Raw genomic sequence first — 15,959 nt, 5'->3', positions numbered from 1 at the left:
GCGATGCGAACGTGGATGCTCCTGATCCGGCACGGGTGGTTCGGGCGGGTCAAGCTGTTTCTCGAACACCTCGGCGTCACGGAGATGCAGCGCATGGACGAGTACCTGATCTGCCGGGGGCCGGACGATCTGCCCGAGGCAGTCCGGAACTGCCGGAGCGTGCTGACCATCGCGCCGGTGGAGGCGCCGCCGGACGGCCCCGCGGGTGGGCCCGCCGCCTCGGAGCGGCCGGCATCACAGCCGGTGGCGCCGGGGACGCTGGTGACGGTCCAGGTCGCGCCCGGCGGATCCCTGACCGGCCGGGTCCATGCGGTCAACGGGGAGACCGCGGTCGTCCATGTCTGGTGCTTCGGCCGGGCCGTCCCAATGACCGTGCGTCTGGATCTGTTGGCGCCGGTGGAACTCCCGGAAGTCTGGCGGTAACGGCCGGGGGAGGCCGGGGATCGTCACATGCTCACGGACTGGCTCAGACGACTGCTGCCCGGGACGGGAAAGCGAGCCCCCTCTCCGGAAGACCCCTTCGTCATTCCGTTGGAAGCGCTGGTCGGGTTGTGGCGCAGGCCCGCGGGCGCGGCACAGGCTTCGGCTCAGCCCTCTGAGAACCCCAGCTCGCCTGTGGGCGCACCCGCGCCGCGGGCCGGCCAGGCGCCGGCGGCCGGCTCGCCGCCGGCTCCCGAGCCATCCACAGTGTCGCTCGTTGATCAGTTCCTGACCCCGCACCGCGACCTGCTGCACGAGGTCTGGGAGCCCCTCGCCGCCGTCTGCCGCTTCCTGGAAGAGCACGGGCAGGGACCGTCCGTGGTGGTCGTCGGGGCGGAGCGCGATGAGGAGAGCACCGACCTCTTCACCATCCGGGACACCCTCGCCAAGATTTCCCTCCGCGACCACACGGCGCGGGTCACGAGACACGCGCTGGCCCTGCTGGCGCAGCAATACCGGAACCCGGAGCCGCTGCTGCCGAAGGTCCTGACCGTGACGCTGGGGCATGATCTCGGCAAGGCGCCCCTCCTCCGGCAGAGCGGCGTCTACACGATGCACGATCACCCGAGCATCAGCGCAACCAAGCTCCGGGCGATCTTCGAGCGGCATCCGGTGCATTGGCTGGAGGACGCCCTGGCGATCGTGGCGGAACACCACCGGAGCAGCCGGAACCCGATCACGAATCTCCTCCAACTGGCCGACCGGAAGGCGCGGGAGGAGGAGGTGTCCCTGACGAGTAAAGACGTGACAATCCAGCCATGGGAGACCTGGTGCAAAGCCGATGACCTGTTGCCGATCGTCGCGGAGCAGGTCAACGTCCTGCAGCGCGGCAACAAATGGACCGGCCTGTCCCTGGAGGGAATCGTCTACTGCCGGCCGGAGCTGCTGTACGAGGCGGCGAGGAAACTGGCGCGCGAGCGCTGCGTGTTGGATCTGACCCTGGTGGCGACCTCCGAAAGGGAAACGGCCTACCGGCGCCTGGTCCGAACCCTCAAGGAGGCCGACGTCCTGGCGACCGACATCGGCGAGGGCTACTACGGGCTGCCCTACGACGTCCGGTCGCCGCACATGAAGAAGACCGTCACGGCGTACCTGGTGCCCCTCAAGCTGGAGGCGTTCGGGCGCAAGGCCAGCGAGTTCGAGCGCCTGAAGGAGGGCTACCTGAAGACCATCGTCTCCATTCAGCGGCCACGCGGCCGGCCCACGCTCTTCTCATGAGCCTCCCATGGACCAGCTCATCGAGCTGTTCAATCCCGCCCACTACGGGGATCCGGACGCGTACCTGCGCTGGTGGCGGACGATCCTCGATGCCCTGTTCACCGGGGTGACAGCGCGGCTCCTCGCCTCGGTCTTCCTCTTCTATTCGTTCTGGTACGGGGTCTATAAGCAGCGCCTGGCGATCGGGCTGGTGTTCTTCCTCGCCGCCTACGCCATCGCCTACGGCGCCAGCGTCGGTTGGCTGTTGCATCCGGCGGAGCCGTAGGCGCCATCGACACGGAGGACCGGGCGGCATGGGGAAGGGGGGAGGCGGGCTGCTCCCGATCGTCGGCGAGCGGCCCAAGCCGAAAAGCCTCATCGAGGCGATCTCCGACATCCAGATGTACGCCAATCTGGAGCGGGAAGGGCAGGTGCTGCCAGGGACCTACCTGTTGCTCCGCGAGCGGATGAGCTTCATGGAAGTGGGCTTGAAGGGCGGGCTCGTCAGCGCCCTGGTCAGCGGCCTGACGCTCCCGATCAGCGTCGCCGTCATCGAACGGCTGTTCCCGATCTTCGGCACGACGAGCCCCTCAGGCTTCGACCAGGTGTTCGCGATCGTGCTGAGCGTGAGCTTTCAGCTCGGCTACCAGGTCATGACGGCCAAGAGCCTGGCGGCCTGCTATTTGGGCGCCTGGTGTCAGCGGGCCATCCGGTCGCTGTACGGCGGCTTGCTGGCGGGGAAGGCCCTCGTGTTGATCGGCCTGTTCTGGCTCTACCATGAGCTCTACTTCCTGCTGACGCCCGCGCGGCTGGCCGAGTGGGCCGAGGGGACGGCCTTTCTCCAGAAGCTCCTGTTGCTCGATCCGGGCAGCATCCGGCACCTGGAGGATTGGATTCTCCGGGTCCGGCATGCGTTGCTGATTTCCTCCTGGCTGATGCTGGTGCTGACGAGCCTGACCATGGCGATCGCGCTCGCCATCTTCACGAGAGGGAAGCGCCGGGCGCAGCAGGAGCTGGCCAGGCGGCAGCGGTACCTCAAGCCGTGAGCTCAGGGGTGGGAGGGCCCAGCGCCGGTCCTACTCGTGATCGGGATACTGAGCCTGCATGTGCTTGAGTAGCTCGGTGAGCTGGGGGGAGCGGGCGGGCTTGCCGGCGGGCGGAATGGACACTGGCATCGGGCTCTGGAAGACGGGACCCTCGGCCACGGTCCCGCGGCTTGATAGCAACCCCAGGTAGGCCATGTCACGGACCCATCGGGCCCGGGCTCGCGGAGGAATGGCCGCCAGCGCCTCATGGAGCGCCCGGTCGATGCCGGACAGGGGGACGACGCGCAGTCTGATGTGCAGGGCGGGCGGCCGAGCGCCATCAGTCCTGGTGGAGTTGCCTGGCATACTTGAAGTACCCCCTGGCGTTCGCCATGGCCGGGTCCTCCGCGGTCAGGATGGGATAGGACTCTCGCAGATCCGCTTCGACAAGGCGGGCGCCGCCTCCAGTCAGGATGAGGCGATCCACCGAGCTGTCCTGCCAGATCTGTTCGATGAAGCGCTGCAAGGTAAGCGCCAGCTCCTTGACCCGTGGTTCGACCAGGTCGGCGATGTCATGGGACACCCCGCGCACCTTGATGGTGCGGCTCCGCGCGGCGGCATCAACCTGATGGAGCCGCCACGAGCCCCGGAACCGGTCGCTCAAATCGCGCTCGAGCCGCTGGCACACCAAGGAGACGCCGGCTTCGACCCCGGCCATGCGCTCCGTCTGCGGCTGCAGGCGATCCACGATCAGGCAATCGGAGGTGTAGAACCCGACGTCCAGGATGCCGATGGTCTGTTCGGCCAGCTCGTGATTGCGCTCCTGGCCGGCGTCATCCAGGAGCAGGTCCAGGAAGGTCCCCAAAGGCTGGGGCAGCACGGAGACCGTCTTCACGCCCTTGTGAGTCTGCTTGACGAGCTTGACGAGCAGCTTGCGGTCGTCGAGATAGCGGACGGGCAAGCCGGTCGCCACGTGGACGGGGTCCGGCTGGTCGTACGGACGCAGCGCGTGCGCGAGCAGGACCCGGTAGGGCGTGGACTCTATCCACGCTCGGGCGTGACATTGGAATTCGTAGGTGCTGGCCCGCACGGCCCGCTCGCCGACGAAGTACATCCGGCCATCCGCCGTCTCCACGTCCTCGAGCCGGTCCGTGTACCCCTCGATGCTGATGGAGGCCTCGTAGCTCCCCACGACGCTCGGGAAAGAGCGGACTCCATGCTGATCAGCCACCTTCGTATAGCCATAGCCGACATCCACCCCGACGATCTTCATCGCCCTCCCTCCTTTGACCACATGTCTTGAAGCGGTATTACGGCCGGCAGGTGTCCGTGGAGAGGCCCATTCAGGACAGGTTTCACGCAAACCCTGTCCGGTGTTGATCGTGCATGGCTCGCCAGAGCCGCACTTGAGTTCACCTGGGGCAGGACGAGAGGTGAGGGGCCCGCGGCCGTAATGCAGGGGAGGAGCGTGCGGGCGCGGGCGCCTCCGCACTTGACTGATACAGCCTATATGTACGCTGCACCACAAGGGGGGGAGCGACCGTGGGCGGAGCGAACCTGATCGAGGCGGCTACTCGGAAGGCTGGATGGGAGCCACTGAGAGGAAAGGGGTTTGGAGACTGGAAGGCCATGGGCGTGGAGGGAGGTATCGGGCGGACAGTCCTCCGGGAACAGATCCGGCGGCTGAACGGCGATCCTGGGGCGGAACGGTTGGTACTGGACTGGCTGGACTGCTTGCCACAGGGACCTGAAGGCAGCTTCATGGCCTGGCGGGGACTGGTGGAGGGGGTCGAGGGGTATCGGCTCGTGGACTGGCGGGACGTGACGAGCAACCGCTTCCAGGTGGGGATCAGGGTCCCGGTTTATGCAAGGCCGGACGCAACCGACTGGCGGGTGGTGGATCTGGTCTGGGTGCCGGGACTGTTATGGATCAATGGGCTGCCAGTGGTCATGATCGCGATCCGGAATGATCGGCGGAGCCGGGGCATCCATGAACTCTGGAACTGGAGCCGGCGATTCCAGGCCAAAAGCCCGCGGGTGATGACGATCACGCAAGCGGCGGTCCTGCTCCATGGCGAGCGGATCTGGGTGGGGGCGCCCTGGTGGTTGCCGAAGCAGTCGCCCGGCCGGAAGGTGATGCTGGCGCGCGACCCGGAAGCGTGGTTGGCGAGACTGTGCCAGCCCGGCCGGGTGCTGGCCTGGCTGGAGCGGGGGATCCGGTATTCCACGGCGCTCACGGAACCACGGCGCCCCCGAAAGCTGCTCGTGCGGCCGGAGAGCGACGGCACCCTGCCGCGCTATGTCGCAGTCCCGGGTGGAGCGTCGGGGGTCTCGACCCCGAACCGGCAGTGGACGGCGGATGAGCGCGAGCGGCGCGAAGCGAAGATCGGCCGGCGGATGGAGGGTTGGATTCGAGCGAAACCGGAGATGACCCCGGCGGAGGCGGCTGACCTCGCGCTCTACTATCTGGATATGGGGCGGCAACTGCGCCCGTGGCTGATCCGGGTGGCCAGGCGGGCCAAGATGCGGCTGCGATGGCGGCAGGACCAGCAGGAGCGGAAGGCCTTCGCGTTGCAGGAAAGGGAGACAGGCACCGGCGGGGACTGTCCCGACGAGGGACTGTCCCCCTTCTCGCGCCGGAGCCAGTCCCCATTATCAAAGCCGTAATACTCCTGTGGAAGGAGGTGAGGTGAACATGAGCCGGACAAGAGAGAGGCAGCGACACGCGGGGCGGGCGATCGCATGGACGGCCGCGGGTCTGCTCGTGGGGTTCGGGATTGCCGGGGCGTTCCTGGCGATGATGCCGGTGGAAGCGTCCTGGGTGTCGGCGGCGGGCGGCGTGGTCATCATGGTCTGGCTGGCCCTGCAGCGATGGCGTCGGTTGTCACGGGAGGCGTCGGAATAGTCTGCAGAGCGGAAGGAGCGACCTGCATGGAGTCGAACGATCGGAACCACGTGCTGCTCTCGGGGGAGGTGCAGTGGATCGGCGCCAGGGAGCTGCGGCAGGGGTCCGGGCCGCGCCAGCAGTACGGGATCGCGTGCCGGCGCATGGTCAAGCACGGGAGCGGCGAGGCCCGCGAGGAGCTGGTCTGGGTTCCCGTGCTCGTCCACGGCGAGCCGATCGAGGTGCGGAGCGGGGACCGGATTCAGGTGCAGGGGCGGCTGGCCTGGCATGTGGACGAGCGGAACGGTCTGAAGATGGGCTTTCATGTCGTCGTGGCCGAGGAGGTCACTGTTCTGTCGCGGAGCCAGGCGGAGCCACGGTCGGAGACTGGTCCGGCGGTGAGCGGACGCGCGGGCGGGAATGCAGATGAGACGCGCCTCGGACCACGCCCGATGGGCCGAGGGGTCGGAGGGCATCGGCGGTGAGCGGTCGCACCCATGCGGCGGTGCAGGGGATGCAGAGATACCAGGACATGTCGGTGTGACTGCTGCGCCGGGGAGGATTGACCGCGTGCCTAGGATCAACGGAGTCCCGGCCGTGTACGATCCTCCGTCAGCGTTGCTGAAGAAGTTGCGGTCGGTCTATCGGTGCCCGGTGTGTTCGATGCGGCTCACGAAGAGCCATCACATCTGCCCCAGCGGCTGCCATCTATCTGAAGCAGATCGGGCTCGGCTGGAGAAGATCGTAGCAGGACCGTCGCGCGTTCAGTAGGGTAGCGTCAACTGGATGGGGTGGTCAGTCAGAGGCCGGCGTTGACGGCAACGCTGTCCGATCGCGATCAAGAGACCGAGGACGATCGCCAGCGGTTCCCCAAAGGCCCACATAAGGAAGATGAACAGCCCGCACAGAACAATGATGATGCCACAAGTGAGCATCGTGTAGACAAAGACATATCCGAATATCATCCAGAGAAAATCAAAGAGAGCATCGAGCAAGGCCTTCAGGCCCTCTCCTGAACACGTCTCAATGAAGACCCGATCACCAAGTCGTGGCAATGATCTCGCCGAAGGGGGAGCGTGAACCTACCGCTGCCAGTCTCCCCACCGGGATGGCCCAGGCGGGACCGATCGCGTAGGCGGAGGTGCCTGGAAGAAAGGCGAACCGGCGCCATCACGGGCGGGGGAGGGACCACTGGCTGTGGGCTGGGAAACGTGAGGATGCTGCCGGTGCTCTGGCGACCGCCGGGCTGTGTGAAGGAATAGAAGCCGATCCCGCCGTCCCTGGGCAGAGGCATGATCGTTCCCATGGTCCCGTCGCTCCCATGAAAGAAGGCCATGGACCCGTCCCCGGGCGAGATGATCGTCCCGCTCCCGCCCTGCGAATCGAACAGAAAACTCGTCTGAGCCGACGCCGCCCCCGCCGCCAGAACCAGACCGCCCGCCAGCATCAAGATGCTCACCATGGCGCACCTCCCTCTGTTATTCCCGCCGCCCCTCTGCCATCCCCGCACCCCCTCCGTCATTCCCGCGAAAGCGGGAATCCAGGGTCTATCCCCGCGCAGGTGGGGACCCAGGTTCTCACTCTTTCTCTGCTGGATGCCCGCTCCCCCACTAATAAAGCCATGCGAGGGACAAGCTTTCCCAGTACGACCGATCCACATGCGAACCCAAGTCTCGCGCCCATCGTACCCCACCAATGTGACAGATCAGGTCACACCCTCGATCCTCGCCTACCCCCGCTCCGCTGCCTGAGCCGAAAAGAACCCTGCCCAGAGTGACCTCCGATGTCACACCGGTCCGCTATGCTTGAGACAACAATGTAAGAGTGGGCCACGAGGTGGTGACCTCGGCCAACTCCGCGCCCGTCTCGTGGTCCCAAGGAACCAACACCACGCGCAGGATTCCCGGGTGAAGCGACCGCGCGAAGGATGGCGACGGACGAAGCCTGGCAGGGGACCTACATGAAGGCGTGGGGGCGGGCCTCCAACTAATTCAGCCGGTGGCTTGACCTCCTTGCAAGAATTACGGAGAATGCACGCTGCCATGGGCGGGCGAGTGGGCGAGGTACTGAAGGGCATACTGGAGATTGGATGGCTAGACCGCACTTGATGACTGCCTTCGACACAAGGTTTGCAAGAGCATGTTGATCCTGCCTGATCATAACTACTTCTCTAACCTGATCTGGCAGATCGCCGACCTGCTACGCGGTCCGTACCGGCCGCCGCAGTACGAGCGCGTCATGCTGCCCATGACGGTGCTGCGGCGTTTCGACTGCGTGCTGGCCCCAAACAAAGGGAAGGTGTTGGCTGAGTACGAACGCTCGAAGGACAAGTTCAAGGGCGAGGCCCTAGACGCAAGGCTGAACAAGGCCGCCGGGCAACGCTTTCACAACCACTCCCCCCTCGACTTCGAGAAGTTGAAGGGCGATCCGGACCACATTGCCCAACATCTAGTCAGCTACATGAAGGGCTTCTCGGCCAACGTGCGCCGCATCTTCGAGTACTTCGAGTTCGAGAACGAGATAGAGAAGATGCGGGAGGCGAATATACTATACCTCGTCGTCTCGAAGTTCTGCGATGTGGATCTACATCCCGACCGGGTGCCAAATCAGCAAATGGGGCTCATCTTCGAGAACCTCATCCGCCGTTTCAACGAACTGGCCAACGAGACCGCAGGCGATCACTTCACGCCGCGTGAGGTTATCCGGCTGATGGTGAGCATCCTCTTCATCCAGGACGACAAGCTGCTCGCCACGCCCGGCACGGTGCGCAAGCTTCTCGATCCGGCTTGCGGCACCGGCGGCATGCTGGCCGAGGCCCAGAACTACCTGCGTGAGCACCACGCCGCCGCGCGGCTCTACGTGTACGGGCAGGACTACAACAAGCGCGCCTTCGCCACGGCGGCCTCTGACATGCTCATCAAGCAGGTCGACCACAACGGAGGTGGCAACAACATCCGCTACGGCGACTGCTTCACGGAAGACCAGTTCGCGGGCGAGACCTTCGATTACTTCCTCACCAATCCTCCCTTCGGTGTGGACTGGAAGAAGGAGCAGAAGGAGATAGTACGGGAGCACGAGAAGCTCGGCTTCGCCGGGCGTTTCGGCGCGGGCTTGCCGCGCGTCAACGACGGCTCGCTGCTGTTCTTGCAGCACATGATCGCCAAGTTCGAGCCAGTGCGTCAGGCCGAGCACAAGCACGGTTCACGCCTGGCCATCGTCTTTTCCGGCTCGCCGCTGTTTACCGGCGGCGCCGGCTCAGGCGAGAGCGAGGTTCGCAAGTGGATTATCGAAAATGACTGGCTGGAGGCGATCATCGCCCTGCCCGAACAGATGTTCTACAACACGGGCATCGGCACCTACGTCTGGATCGTCACCAACCGCAAGGAAAAGCGACGTAAGGGCAAGATCCAGCTTCTCGACGCGCGAGAGTTCTGGACACCCGGTGGCAGCGAGGAGAGCAAGCGCAGCCTCGGCGACAAGCGCCGGCACATGACGGCGACCCAGATCGAGGAGATCGTGCGGCTCTACGGCCGCCTCGAGGACGGCGAGCGCTCCAAGGTCTTCGACAACGCCGACTTCGGCTACACCCGCGTCACCGTCGAGCGGCCCCTGCGCCTCCGCTACCTAATGACGACCGAGGACAAGGCCCGCTTCCTCGACGTCTGCCCGCACCTGCTCGATGACGTGCAGGCCATCGACGAGGCGATCGGCCGTGAGCCCCAGCGCGACTGGAACGCCGTGTGGAGCAGTATCCAGGACCTCCTGCACGAGCGGAAGTCTCGATGGAAGGCGCCCGAACAGAAGCTCTTCCGGCACGTCTTCACTCAGAAGGACCCCGAGGCCGAGCCGGTCGCGAAGGGGGGTCGTGACGACGGCCACGAGCCCGACCCGGAGATCCGCGACTTCGAGAACGTGCCGCTGAAGGAGGACATCGACGCCTACTTCGAGCGCGAGGTCTGCCCCCACGTGCCCGACTCCTGGATGGACCGCGGCAAGGACAAGGTCGGCTACGAGATCAACTTCAACCGCCATTTCTATAAGTACACGCCGCCGCGGCCCCTGGCGGAGATCGACGCGGATCTGAAGCGGGCGGAGGAGGAGATCCTGCGGTTGCTGCGGGAGGTGACGAGGTGACCGGACAGGCGGCATCTCTCTTCCCGGCCAAGCGCTTGAAGTACGTCGTTTCGCTGCGGCGCTCACGCGTCGATGGGAGCGAGGACGGCAGGCCGTACATCGGGCTAGAGAACATCGAGTCGTGGACCGGGCGACTTCTCGGCGACTCGTCAGCAATCGACGAGGAGCCTTCGTCCACAACCGCAGAAGGCCCATCGCTTGGCAACACCTTTGAGCCCGGCGACGTGCTCTTCGGAAAGCTACGTCCGTATCTTGCAAAGGCCTGGGTCGCGGAGTTTCCGGGTCGGTCCACTACCGAGCTCCTTGTCATGCAGCCGGTAGAAGTCGAAGCTCGCTTCCTTCGGTACGTCTGTCTTTGGCGTGATTTCGTTGACGCGGTGGACGCGTCGACGTTTGGCTCCAAGATGCCAAGGGCCGAATGGGACTCCATCGGCAACATCCCCGTTCCAGTTCCAGATTGGCGCAAACAGATTGCTATCGCCGACTACCTCGACCATGAGACGACGCGGCTGGATGCGCTGATAGCGGCGAAGCAGCAGGTGCTCGCGCTGCTGGCCGAGAAGCGCCGGGCTCTCATCAGCCACGCCGTCACCCGCGGCCTCGACCCGCACGCCCCGCTCCGCGACTCTGGCATCCCTTGGCTCGGGGAGATTCCGCCGCATTGGGAGGTGAGGAAGAACGCGTGGCTCTTCCGCGAGCGGGACGAACGAGGCGAGCCCGACCTGCCGCTGCTTGAGGTGTCAATCAACGCTGGAGTGATTCTGCGCGAGTTCTCAGAGGAGCGAATCGAGAGCACAGCTGCGGACTTCAACACCTACAAGGTCGCACGGCGCGGTGATGTCGTGTTCAACAAGATGCGTATGTGGCAAGGTGCGGTTGGTGTAGCTCCAGAAGATGGTCTCGTGAGTCCGGACTATGTCGTCGCAGCACCAACTGGCTCGCTGTCCTCGGAGTACGCAGGGCTGTTGTTTCGGACACCAGCCTTCAGCGCGGAGTGTGCCAGGCGTTCCCACGGGATCGTTTGGGACCGACTGCGGCTCTACTGGGAAGGTTTCCGCGATATCGAGGTGCCATTGCCTTCTTCCCGGGAGCAGATCCACATCGTCGATCACATTACATCCGAGACCGGGAAGCTCGATAACCTGAGCGCTTCCACCGAACGCACCATCGCCCTCCTCAAGGAACGACGCGCTGCCCTCATCGCTGCGGCTGTGACTGGGCAGCTAGACGTGAGGAGTGCAGCATGATCATCACGCATCTTAAGCTCGCCAACCTGCGCGCAATTGAGACAGCCGAGTTCCAGTTCCAGCCAGGGTTCAACCTCATCGTCGGCGTCAATGGTGTTGGGAAGAGCACGATACTTGACGCGATCCGCATCTGCGTTTCGCGTTTCCTTCCTTCAATCTCTAACTCACAATCTAAATCGAGCGCGTTCAGCGTTGGCGACATCCGAGCGGGCTTTCCATTCCTGGACGTCTCACTGACGGCTCAGTTGGGTGAAACTAAACTGCATTTTACACGTCGGCAGTGGCGTGAGCGGTTCGCGGCCGATGATGAAGAGAATCTCAATCGCCTTCGGCGGGAGATTCTGGAATCAGAGCGCCTGCGAGATCGCGCGCGAAATCTTCTCAGGGAACTCGAAGCGTCACACGGCGTGGCGGACTCTGATACGCTGTCGCCGAGCAAAGGTGAGTTGCGGCGGGTGACTGAGGCACTGCGCACCGCTCCGCAGTGCGTCTACTTTGGAACCGATCGTGCCGTGGTGGCGCGGAGGAAGGCGCCGAGGGGCAAGGCTGCTGGTGGTAGAGCTACGGCGTATTCGGAGGCGCTTGGGCCGCGGCCCTGGCAAATCAGGGAGTTCTCTGAATGGATGCGCGCACAAGCTCGCTTGGCAACCGAACTGCCCTTGGCATCGCGCCATCTTGAGGTCCTTCGAGACGCAGCAACACGGTTCCTCCCTGGCTACCAGAACATGCGACCTGATGATGACGATGGCTCGCGGCTGTTGATTGACAGGGACGGCGATAGCTTGGAGGTCAGCCAACTGTCGGATGGTGAACGCGGTGTGCTGGCGATGGTGCTCGATCTTGCCCGGAGGTTGTCCCAAGCCAATCCAGACCTGGAAGATCCGCTTAGGTTTGGTGACGGAGTCGTTCTGATCGATGAGCTCGACTTGCACCTCCACCCTTCGTGGCAACGGCAGATCATCCACAAATTGACTTCGACATTTCCCAAGTGCCAATTCATCGCGACGACTCATTCGCCGCAGGTCATCGGCGAAATCGAGCACGACCGCATCCAGATCATCGCGAATGGTCAGGTCTACTCGCCGACCCATTCCTACGGCGTCGATTCCAGCCGAGTGCTGGAGGAGGTGATGGACTCCCCGCCGCGCGCCAAGGATGTGCAGAGCCTGCTCTCGGAGGTCTCGCAGGTGGTCGGGAGGCAACAGTTCGACCGAGCACGCGACCTGCTGGCCAGGCTCATCGAGCGGCTTGGTGATAACGATCCTGAGGTGACCCGGATCCGAACCCTTCTCGACTTCGTGGAGGGGAAAGAATGAGGGCGATCACCAAGGGCGCCGAGCCGGCGAGTCTGACGGCGCACCGCCTGGCGTCCCACTCCAATTTCGACAACTGCGAGGACAGGGAGGCCCTTCGACATGCCCTTGTGACCGAGCAACGTGGAATCTGCTGCTACTGTATGAGCCGGATACACAACGGGCCGCTGACGATGAAGATCGAGCACTGGAGATGCCAAAGCCGCTATCCAGAAGAGCATCTCAACTACCGGAATCTGCTCGGCGCCTGCCTCGGTGGGGAGGGACAGCCACCGTATCTCCAGCACTGCGACACGCGTAAAGGAGACCAGGACCTCCGGTGGAATCCGGCCGATCCGGAGCACCACATCGAGTCGCGACTGCGCTACGAACCGGATGGCAGTATCCATTCGGATGACCGCGAGTTCGATCGCCAACTCAACGATGTGCTCAATCTCAATCTCGATTTCCTCAAGAACAATCGGAAGGCCGTTCGTAATGCCATCGTGGAGTGGTGGACGCTTGAGAAGGCGAGACTTTGTGGGCCAGTTCCGAAGGCTCGGTTCGAGCGCCAGCGCAACCGTTTGATGCAAGCTGACGAGCTCCTACCCTTTTGCCAGGTGGCGATATGGTGGCTGGAACAGCGCCTGGCGAGTATGACTGTATGAGCGATATGCGTCATTCCGAAGAGGCGTTCGAGACCGTCATCGAAGCCCATCTGCTACGCAGCGGCTACGTCTCTGTGGCTCGCGAAAGTTTTGAGCGCGAGCGCGCGATCTTCCCGGAGGCGGTGCTTTCCTTTATTCGCGAAACTCAACCTGCAGAGTGGGAGAAACTGGAAGCGCTGCACGGTGCGAAGACCGGCGAGCAGGTCCTTGCGGATCTGTGCAAGTGGATGGACGCGAACGGTTCGCTCGCCACACTGCGCCACGGGTTCAAGTGCTACGGGCGGACGCTGCGTGTGGCATTCTTCAAAGCCGCCCATGAACTGAACCCGGAACTCGAAGCCCGTTATGCCGCCAATCGACTGGGCATTACCCGCCAACTGCACTACTCACTTCGCGGAGAAAAGTCCCTCGATGTCACACTGAGCCTCAACGGGATTCCCGTCGCCACTGTGGAACTCAAGAATCCGCTTACAGGGCAGACGGTTGAAGACGCCGTCCGTCAGTACCGCCACGACCGAGATCCTCGCGAGACGATCTTCGAGTTCAAGCGGCGCACGCTTGTCCACTTCGCTGCGGACACCGAAGCCGTGCGGATGACGACGCGGCTCGGCGGCAATGCGACGCACCTCCTTCCCTTCGATAAGGGCTGCGACGGGGGTGCTGGGAATCCGCCTGACCCGGCTGGGCGCACCTATCGCACAGCGTACCTGTGGGAGGAGGTGCTTGAGCGCCACAGTCTGCTCGACATCCTCGCGCGCTTCATCCACCTGCAGATCGAGGAGAAGCGCGACGACCAGGGCCGCAAGGTGAAGGTCGAGACGATGATCTTCCCGCGTTACCACCAGCTCGATGCCGTGCGGCGCCTCGTAGACGCAGCTCGCACGGAGAGTGTGGGACACAACTACCTCGTCGAGCACTCGGCGGGTAGCGGCAAAAGCAATACGATCGGCTGGCTCGCGCACCGCCTGGTCTCCCTGCACGACATTCACAACAGGCGGGTCTTCGATAGCGTGATCGTGGTAACCGATCGCGTCGTGCTCGATCAGCAGCTCCAGGACACCATCTACCAGTTCGAGCACAAACGCGGGGTGGTGCAGAAGATCGACGAAAGCTCACGCCAGCTTGCCGAGGCCCTGGAGAACGCCGTTCCGATCGTCATCACCACTCTTCAAAAGTTTCCGTTCATTTCTCGCCAATTACTAAAGATGGCCGAGGAGCGCGGCGAGGCAGGGAGCGGCACCCTGCCGACCCGTCGGTGCGCGGTCATCATCGACGAGGCCCACAGTTCGCAGGGCGGCGAGACGGCTACGGAGCTGAAGGAGGTCCTCGGCGGCGAGGGACTGCGGGAAGAGGCTAGAAGGCGAGCCGCCGACGAGGGCCGCGAGGACCTGGAAGAACTCTTCCGCAGCATGGCCAAGCGAGGCCGACAGGCAAACCTGAGCTTCTTCGCATTCACGGCCACCCCCAAACACAAGACGCTTGCGGTGTTCGGCCGGAACGGTGAGCCAAACCACCGCTACACCATGCGGCAGGCCATCGAGGAAGGCTTTATCCTTGACGTGCTGAAGCACTATACGACCTACGCGACGTACTACAGGTTGCTGAAGGCCTGTGAAAACGATCCAAACGTTGAGCGCAAGAAGGCGGCGAAGGCCCTGGCCCGTTTTCTCCGACTGCACCCACACAACATTGCGCAGAAGACCGAAGTGATGGTCGAGCACTTCCAGGCCGTCACCCGGCACAAGATCGGCGGCCGTGCCAAGGCCATGGTGGTCACCAGCGCGCGGATGGACGCAGTCCGCTACAAGCAGAGTTTTGATCGCTACATCAAGGAGAAAGGGTACGCCATCAGGACGTTGGTTGCCTTCTCCGGCATGGTGGAGGACGACAAGCTGCCGGACATCACGTACACCGAAGAGGCGATGAACCTCGGCATCCGGGAGAAGGAGCTGCCCGAAAAGTTCGCGACGCAGGAGTACCAGGTGCTCCTCGTCGCGGAGAAGTACCAGACCGGCTTCGATCAGCCCCTCCTGCACACGATGTACGTAGACAAGCGGCTCGCCGGCATCCAGGCTGTGCAGACTCTCTCACGCCTGAATCGGACGCACCTGCTCAAGGAGGACACCTTTGTCCTGGACTTCGTCAACGACCGCGAGGAGATCCGGGAGGCGTTCAAGACCTACTATGACGGCGCGGAGATGGGGGAAGAGGTGGACCCCGCGCGCATGTATGCGATCAAAGGTGAACTGGATTCGTCCGGCATCTACCTCGAAGAGGAGGTGGAGCGGTTCTGCGCCGTGTACTTCAAACCGAAGCCGCGCCAGAGCGCCCAGGACCACCAGGCCATGAATGCGGCGCTCGATCCGGCGGTGTCGCGGTTTGCCGTGTTTCAAAAGGAACGAGAAGACGAGGCGGAGCTGTGGCGCGGCAAATCGCAGGCCTTCCGCAACCTCTACAACTTCCTGAGCCAGATCATCCCCTATCAGGACTCCGACCTTGAGCGTCTCTACGTGTTCCTCCGTCATCTCATGGCCAAGCTGCCACGACGCAGGGGCGGGCCGCTCTACCAGTTCGACGACGAGGTGCGGCTCGAGTACTACCGCTTGGAGAAGATCAGCGAGGGCTCCATCTCGCTGGACCAGGGCAGGGGGCGGCCACTGGACGGGCCCAAGGAGGTCGGGTCTGGACTGGTGCGAGAGCAACCCGTTCCACTCTCGCAGCTCATCGACCTTATCAACGAGCGATTCGGCACGGACTTCAGCCAGGCCGATCAACTCTTCTTCGATCAGATCGTCGAGGCTGCTGTAACCGACGATGGGCTTCGCCAGGCAGCCGCGGTGAACCCGGAGGACAAGTTCGAGCTGGTGTTCCGGAACCTCGTGGAGCGCCTCTTCGTCGAGCGCATGGACCAGAACGAGGAGATCTTCGTTCGGTACATGAACGACTCGCCATTCCGGGAGATCGTCAGCGGCTGGATGTCCGCCGAAGCATACCGGCGACTGCGGGCCGGCTCGGGAGTAGCGGGGGCCGCT

The 15,959-nt window shown here is 63.7% G+C and carries 14 protein-coding genes and 1 pseudogene; 13 read left to right on the top strand and 2 right to left on the bottom strand.

Annotated elements, in window-relative coordinates; genetic code table 11:
* Nucleotides 1-3 precede the first annotated feature (3 nt).
* From AC1U7O_RS13180 to AC1U7O_RS13165, 4 genes are all read left to right on the top strand, one after another.
* Nucleotides 4-423 (top strand): hypothetical protein, encoded by a 420-nt coding sequence (locus tag AC1U7O_RS13180; protein ID WP_479895248.1) that lies wholly within the window; start codon nucleotides 4-6, stop codon nucleotides 421-423.
* A gap of 264 nt (nucleotides 424-687) precedes the next feature.
* Nucleotides 688-1,698 (top strand): HD domain-containing protein, encoded by a 1,011-nt coding sequence (locus AC1U7O_RS13175; protein WP_479895247.1) that lies wholly within the window; start codon nucleotides 688-690, stop codon nucleotides 1,696-1,698.
* Nucleotides 1,699-1,705: 7 nt separating this feature from the next.
* Complete coding sequence (locus AC1U7O_RS13170; protein WP_479895246.1) at nucleotides 1,706-1,963, top strand: hypothetical protein; 258 nt, start codon at nucleotides 1,706-1,708, stop codon at nucleotides 1,961-1,963.
* 28 nt (nucleotides 1,964-1,991) lie between these two features.
* Nucleotides 1,992-2,723 carry a hypothetical protein gene (locus AC1U7O_RS13165; RefSeq protein ID WP_479895245.1) on the top strand — a complete coding sequence of 244 codons (732 nt, stop codon included), beginning with the start codon at nucleotides 1,992-1,994 and terminating at the stop codon, nucleotides 2,721-2,723.
* A 30-nt stretch (nucleotides 2,724-2,753) separates the two neighbouring features.
* Here the strand turns inward: AC1U7O_RS13165 and AC1U7O_RS13160 are convergent, their stop codons facing one another.
* Nucleotides 2,754-2,918 (bottom strand): hypothetical protein, encoded by a 165-nt coding sequence (locus AC1U7O_RS13160; RefSeq protein WP_479895244.1) that lies wholly within the window; start codon nucleotides 2,916-2,918, stop codon nucleotides 2,754-2,756.
* Nucleotides 2,919-3,042: 124 nt separating this feature from the next.
* Complete coding sequence (locus AC1U7O_RS13155; RefSeq protein WP_479895242.1) at nucleotides 3,043-3,975, bottom strand: ParM/StbA family protein; 933 nt, start codon at nucleotides 3,973-3,975, stop codon at nucleotides 3,043-3,045.
* A gap of 356 nt (nucleotides 3,976-4,331) precedes the next feature.
* Here AC1U7O_RS13155 and AC1U7O_RS13150 point away from each other — a divergent pair, with 356 nt between their 5' ends.
* The 9 genes and pseudogenes from AC1U7O_RS13150 to AC1U7O_RS13110 form a co-directional block, all read left to right on the top strand.
* On the top strand, nucleotides 4,332-5,369 hold the full coding sequence (locus tag AC1U7O_RS13150; protein WP_479895241.1) for a hypothetical protein: 1,038 nt from the start codon (nucleotides 4,332-4,334) through the stop codon (nucleotides 5,367-5,369).
* A gap of 28 nt (nucleotides 5,370-5,397) precedes the next feature.
* Entirely contained in the window at nucleotides 5,398-5,607 is a 210-nt protein-coding gene (locus AC1U7O_RS13145; protein WP_479895240.1) for a hypothetical protein, read from the top strand.
* A gap of 26 nt (nucleotides 5,608-5,633) precedes the next feature.
* Nucleotides 5,634-6,071, top strand: a complete 438-nt coding sequence (locus AC1U7O_RS13140; RefSeq protein ID WP_479895239.1) for a single stranded DNA-binding domain-containing protein — start codon at nucleotides 5,634-5,636, stop codon at nucleotides 6,069-6,071.
* Between the two features lie 327 nt (nucleotides 6,072-6,398).
* Nucleotides 6,399-6,602, top strand: coding sequence for a hypothetical protein (locus AC1U7O_RS13135; RefSeq protein WP_479895238.1), 204 nt, complete (start codon nucleotides 6,399-6,401; stop codon nucleotides 6,600-6,602).
* A 1,123-nt stretch (nucleotides 6,603-7,725) separates the two neighbouring features.
* The gene (locus AC1U7O_RS13130; RefSeq protein ID WP_479895237.1) at nucleotides 7,726-9,720 is read left to right on the top strand and encodes a type I restriction-modification system subunit M; all 1,995 of its coding nucleotides are present in this window, start codon (nucleotides 7,726-7,728) and stop codon (nucleotides 9,718-9,720) included.
* Nucleotides 9,717-10,967, top strand: a complete 1,251-nt coding sequence (locus AC1U7O_RS13125) for a restriction endonuclease subunit S (RefSeq protein ID WP_479895235.1) — start codon at nucleotides 9,717-9,719, stop codon at nucleotides 10,965-10,967. Before AC1U7O_RS13130 ends, AC1U7O_RS13125 begins: the two co-directional genes overlap by 4 nt.
* Complete coding sequence (locus AC1U7O_RS13120; RefSeq protein ID WP_479895234.1) at nucleotides 10,964-12,283, top strand: AAA family ATPase; 1,320 nt, start codon at nucleotides 10,964-10,966, stop codon at nucleotides 12,281-12,283. The genes AC1U7O_RS13125 and AC1U7O_RS13120 overlap by 4 nt, the downstream gene beginning before the upstream one ends.
* Entirely contained in the window at nucleotides 12,280-12,927 is a 648-nt protein-coding gene (locus AC1U7O_RS13115) for an HNH endonuclease family protein (RefSeq protein WP_479895233.1), read from the top strand. Before AC1U7O_RS13120 ends, AC1U7O_RS13115 begins: the two co-directional genes overlap by 4 nt.
* A pseudogene (locus AC1U7O_RS13110) lies at nucleotides 12,924-15,932 on the top strand (type I restriction endonuclease subunit R); the annotation flags it as partial. The gene AC1U7O_RS13115 and the pseudogene AC1U7O_RS13110, both read left to right, overlap by 4 nt.
* Nucleotides 15,933-15,959: the final 27 nt, after the last annotated feature.

This window comes from Candidatus Nitrospira neuquenensis, assembly GCF_979578155.1.
Note: the sequence above shows the minus strand (reverse complement) of the source record. Positions and strands in the feature narration are given on the sequence as shown.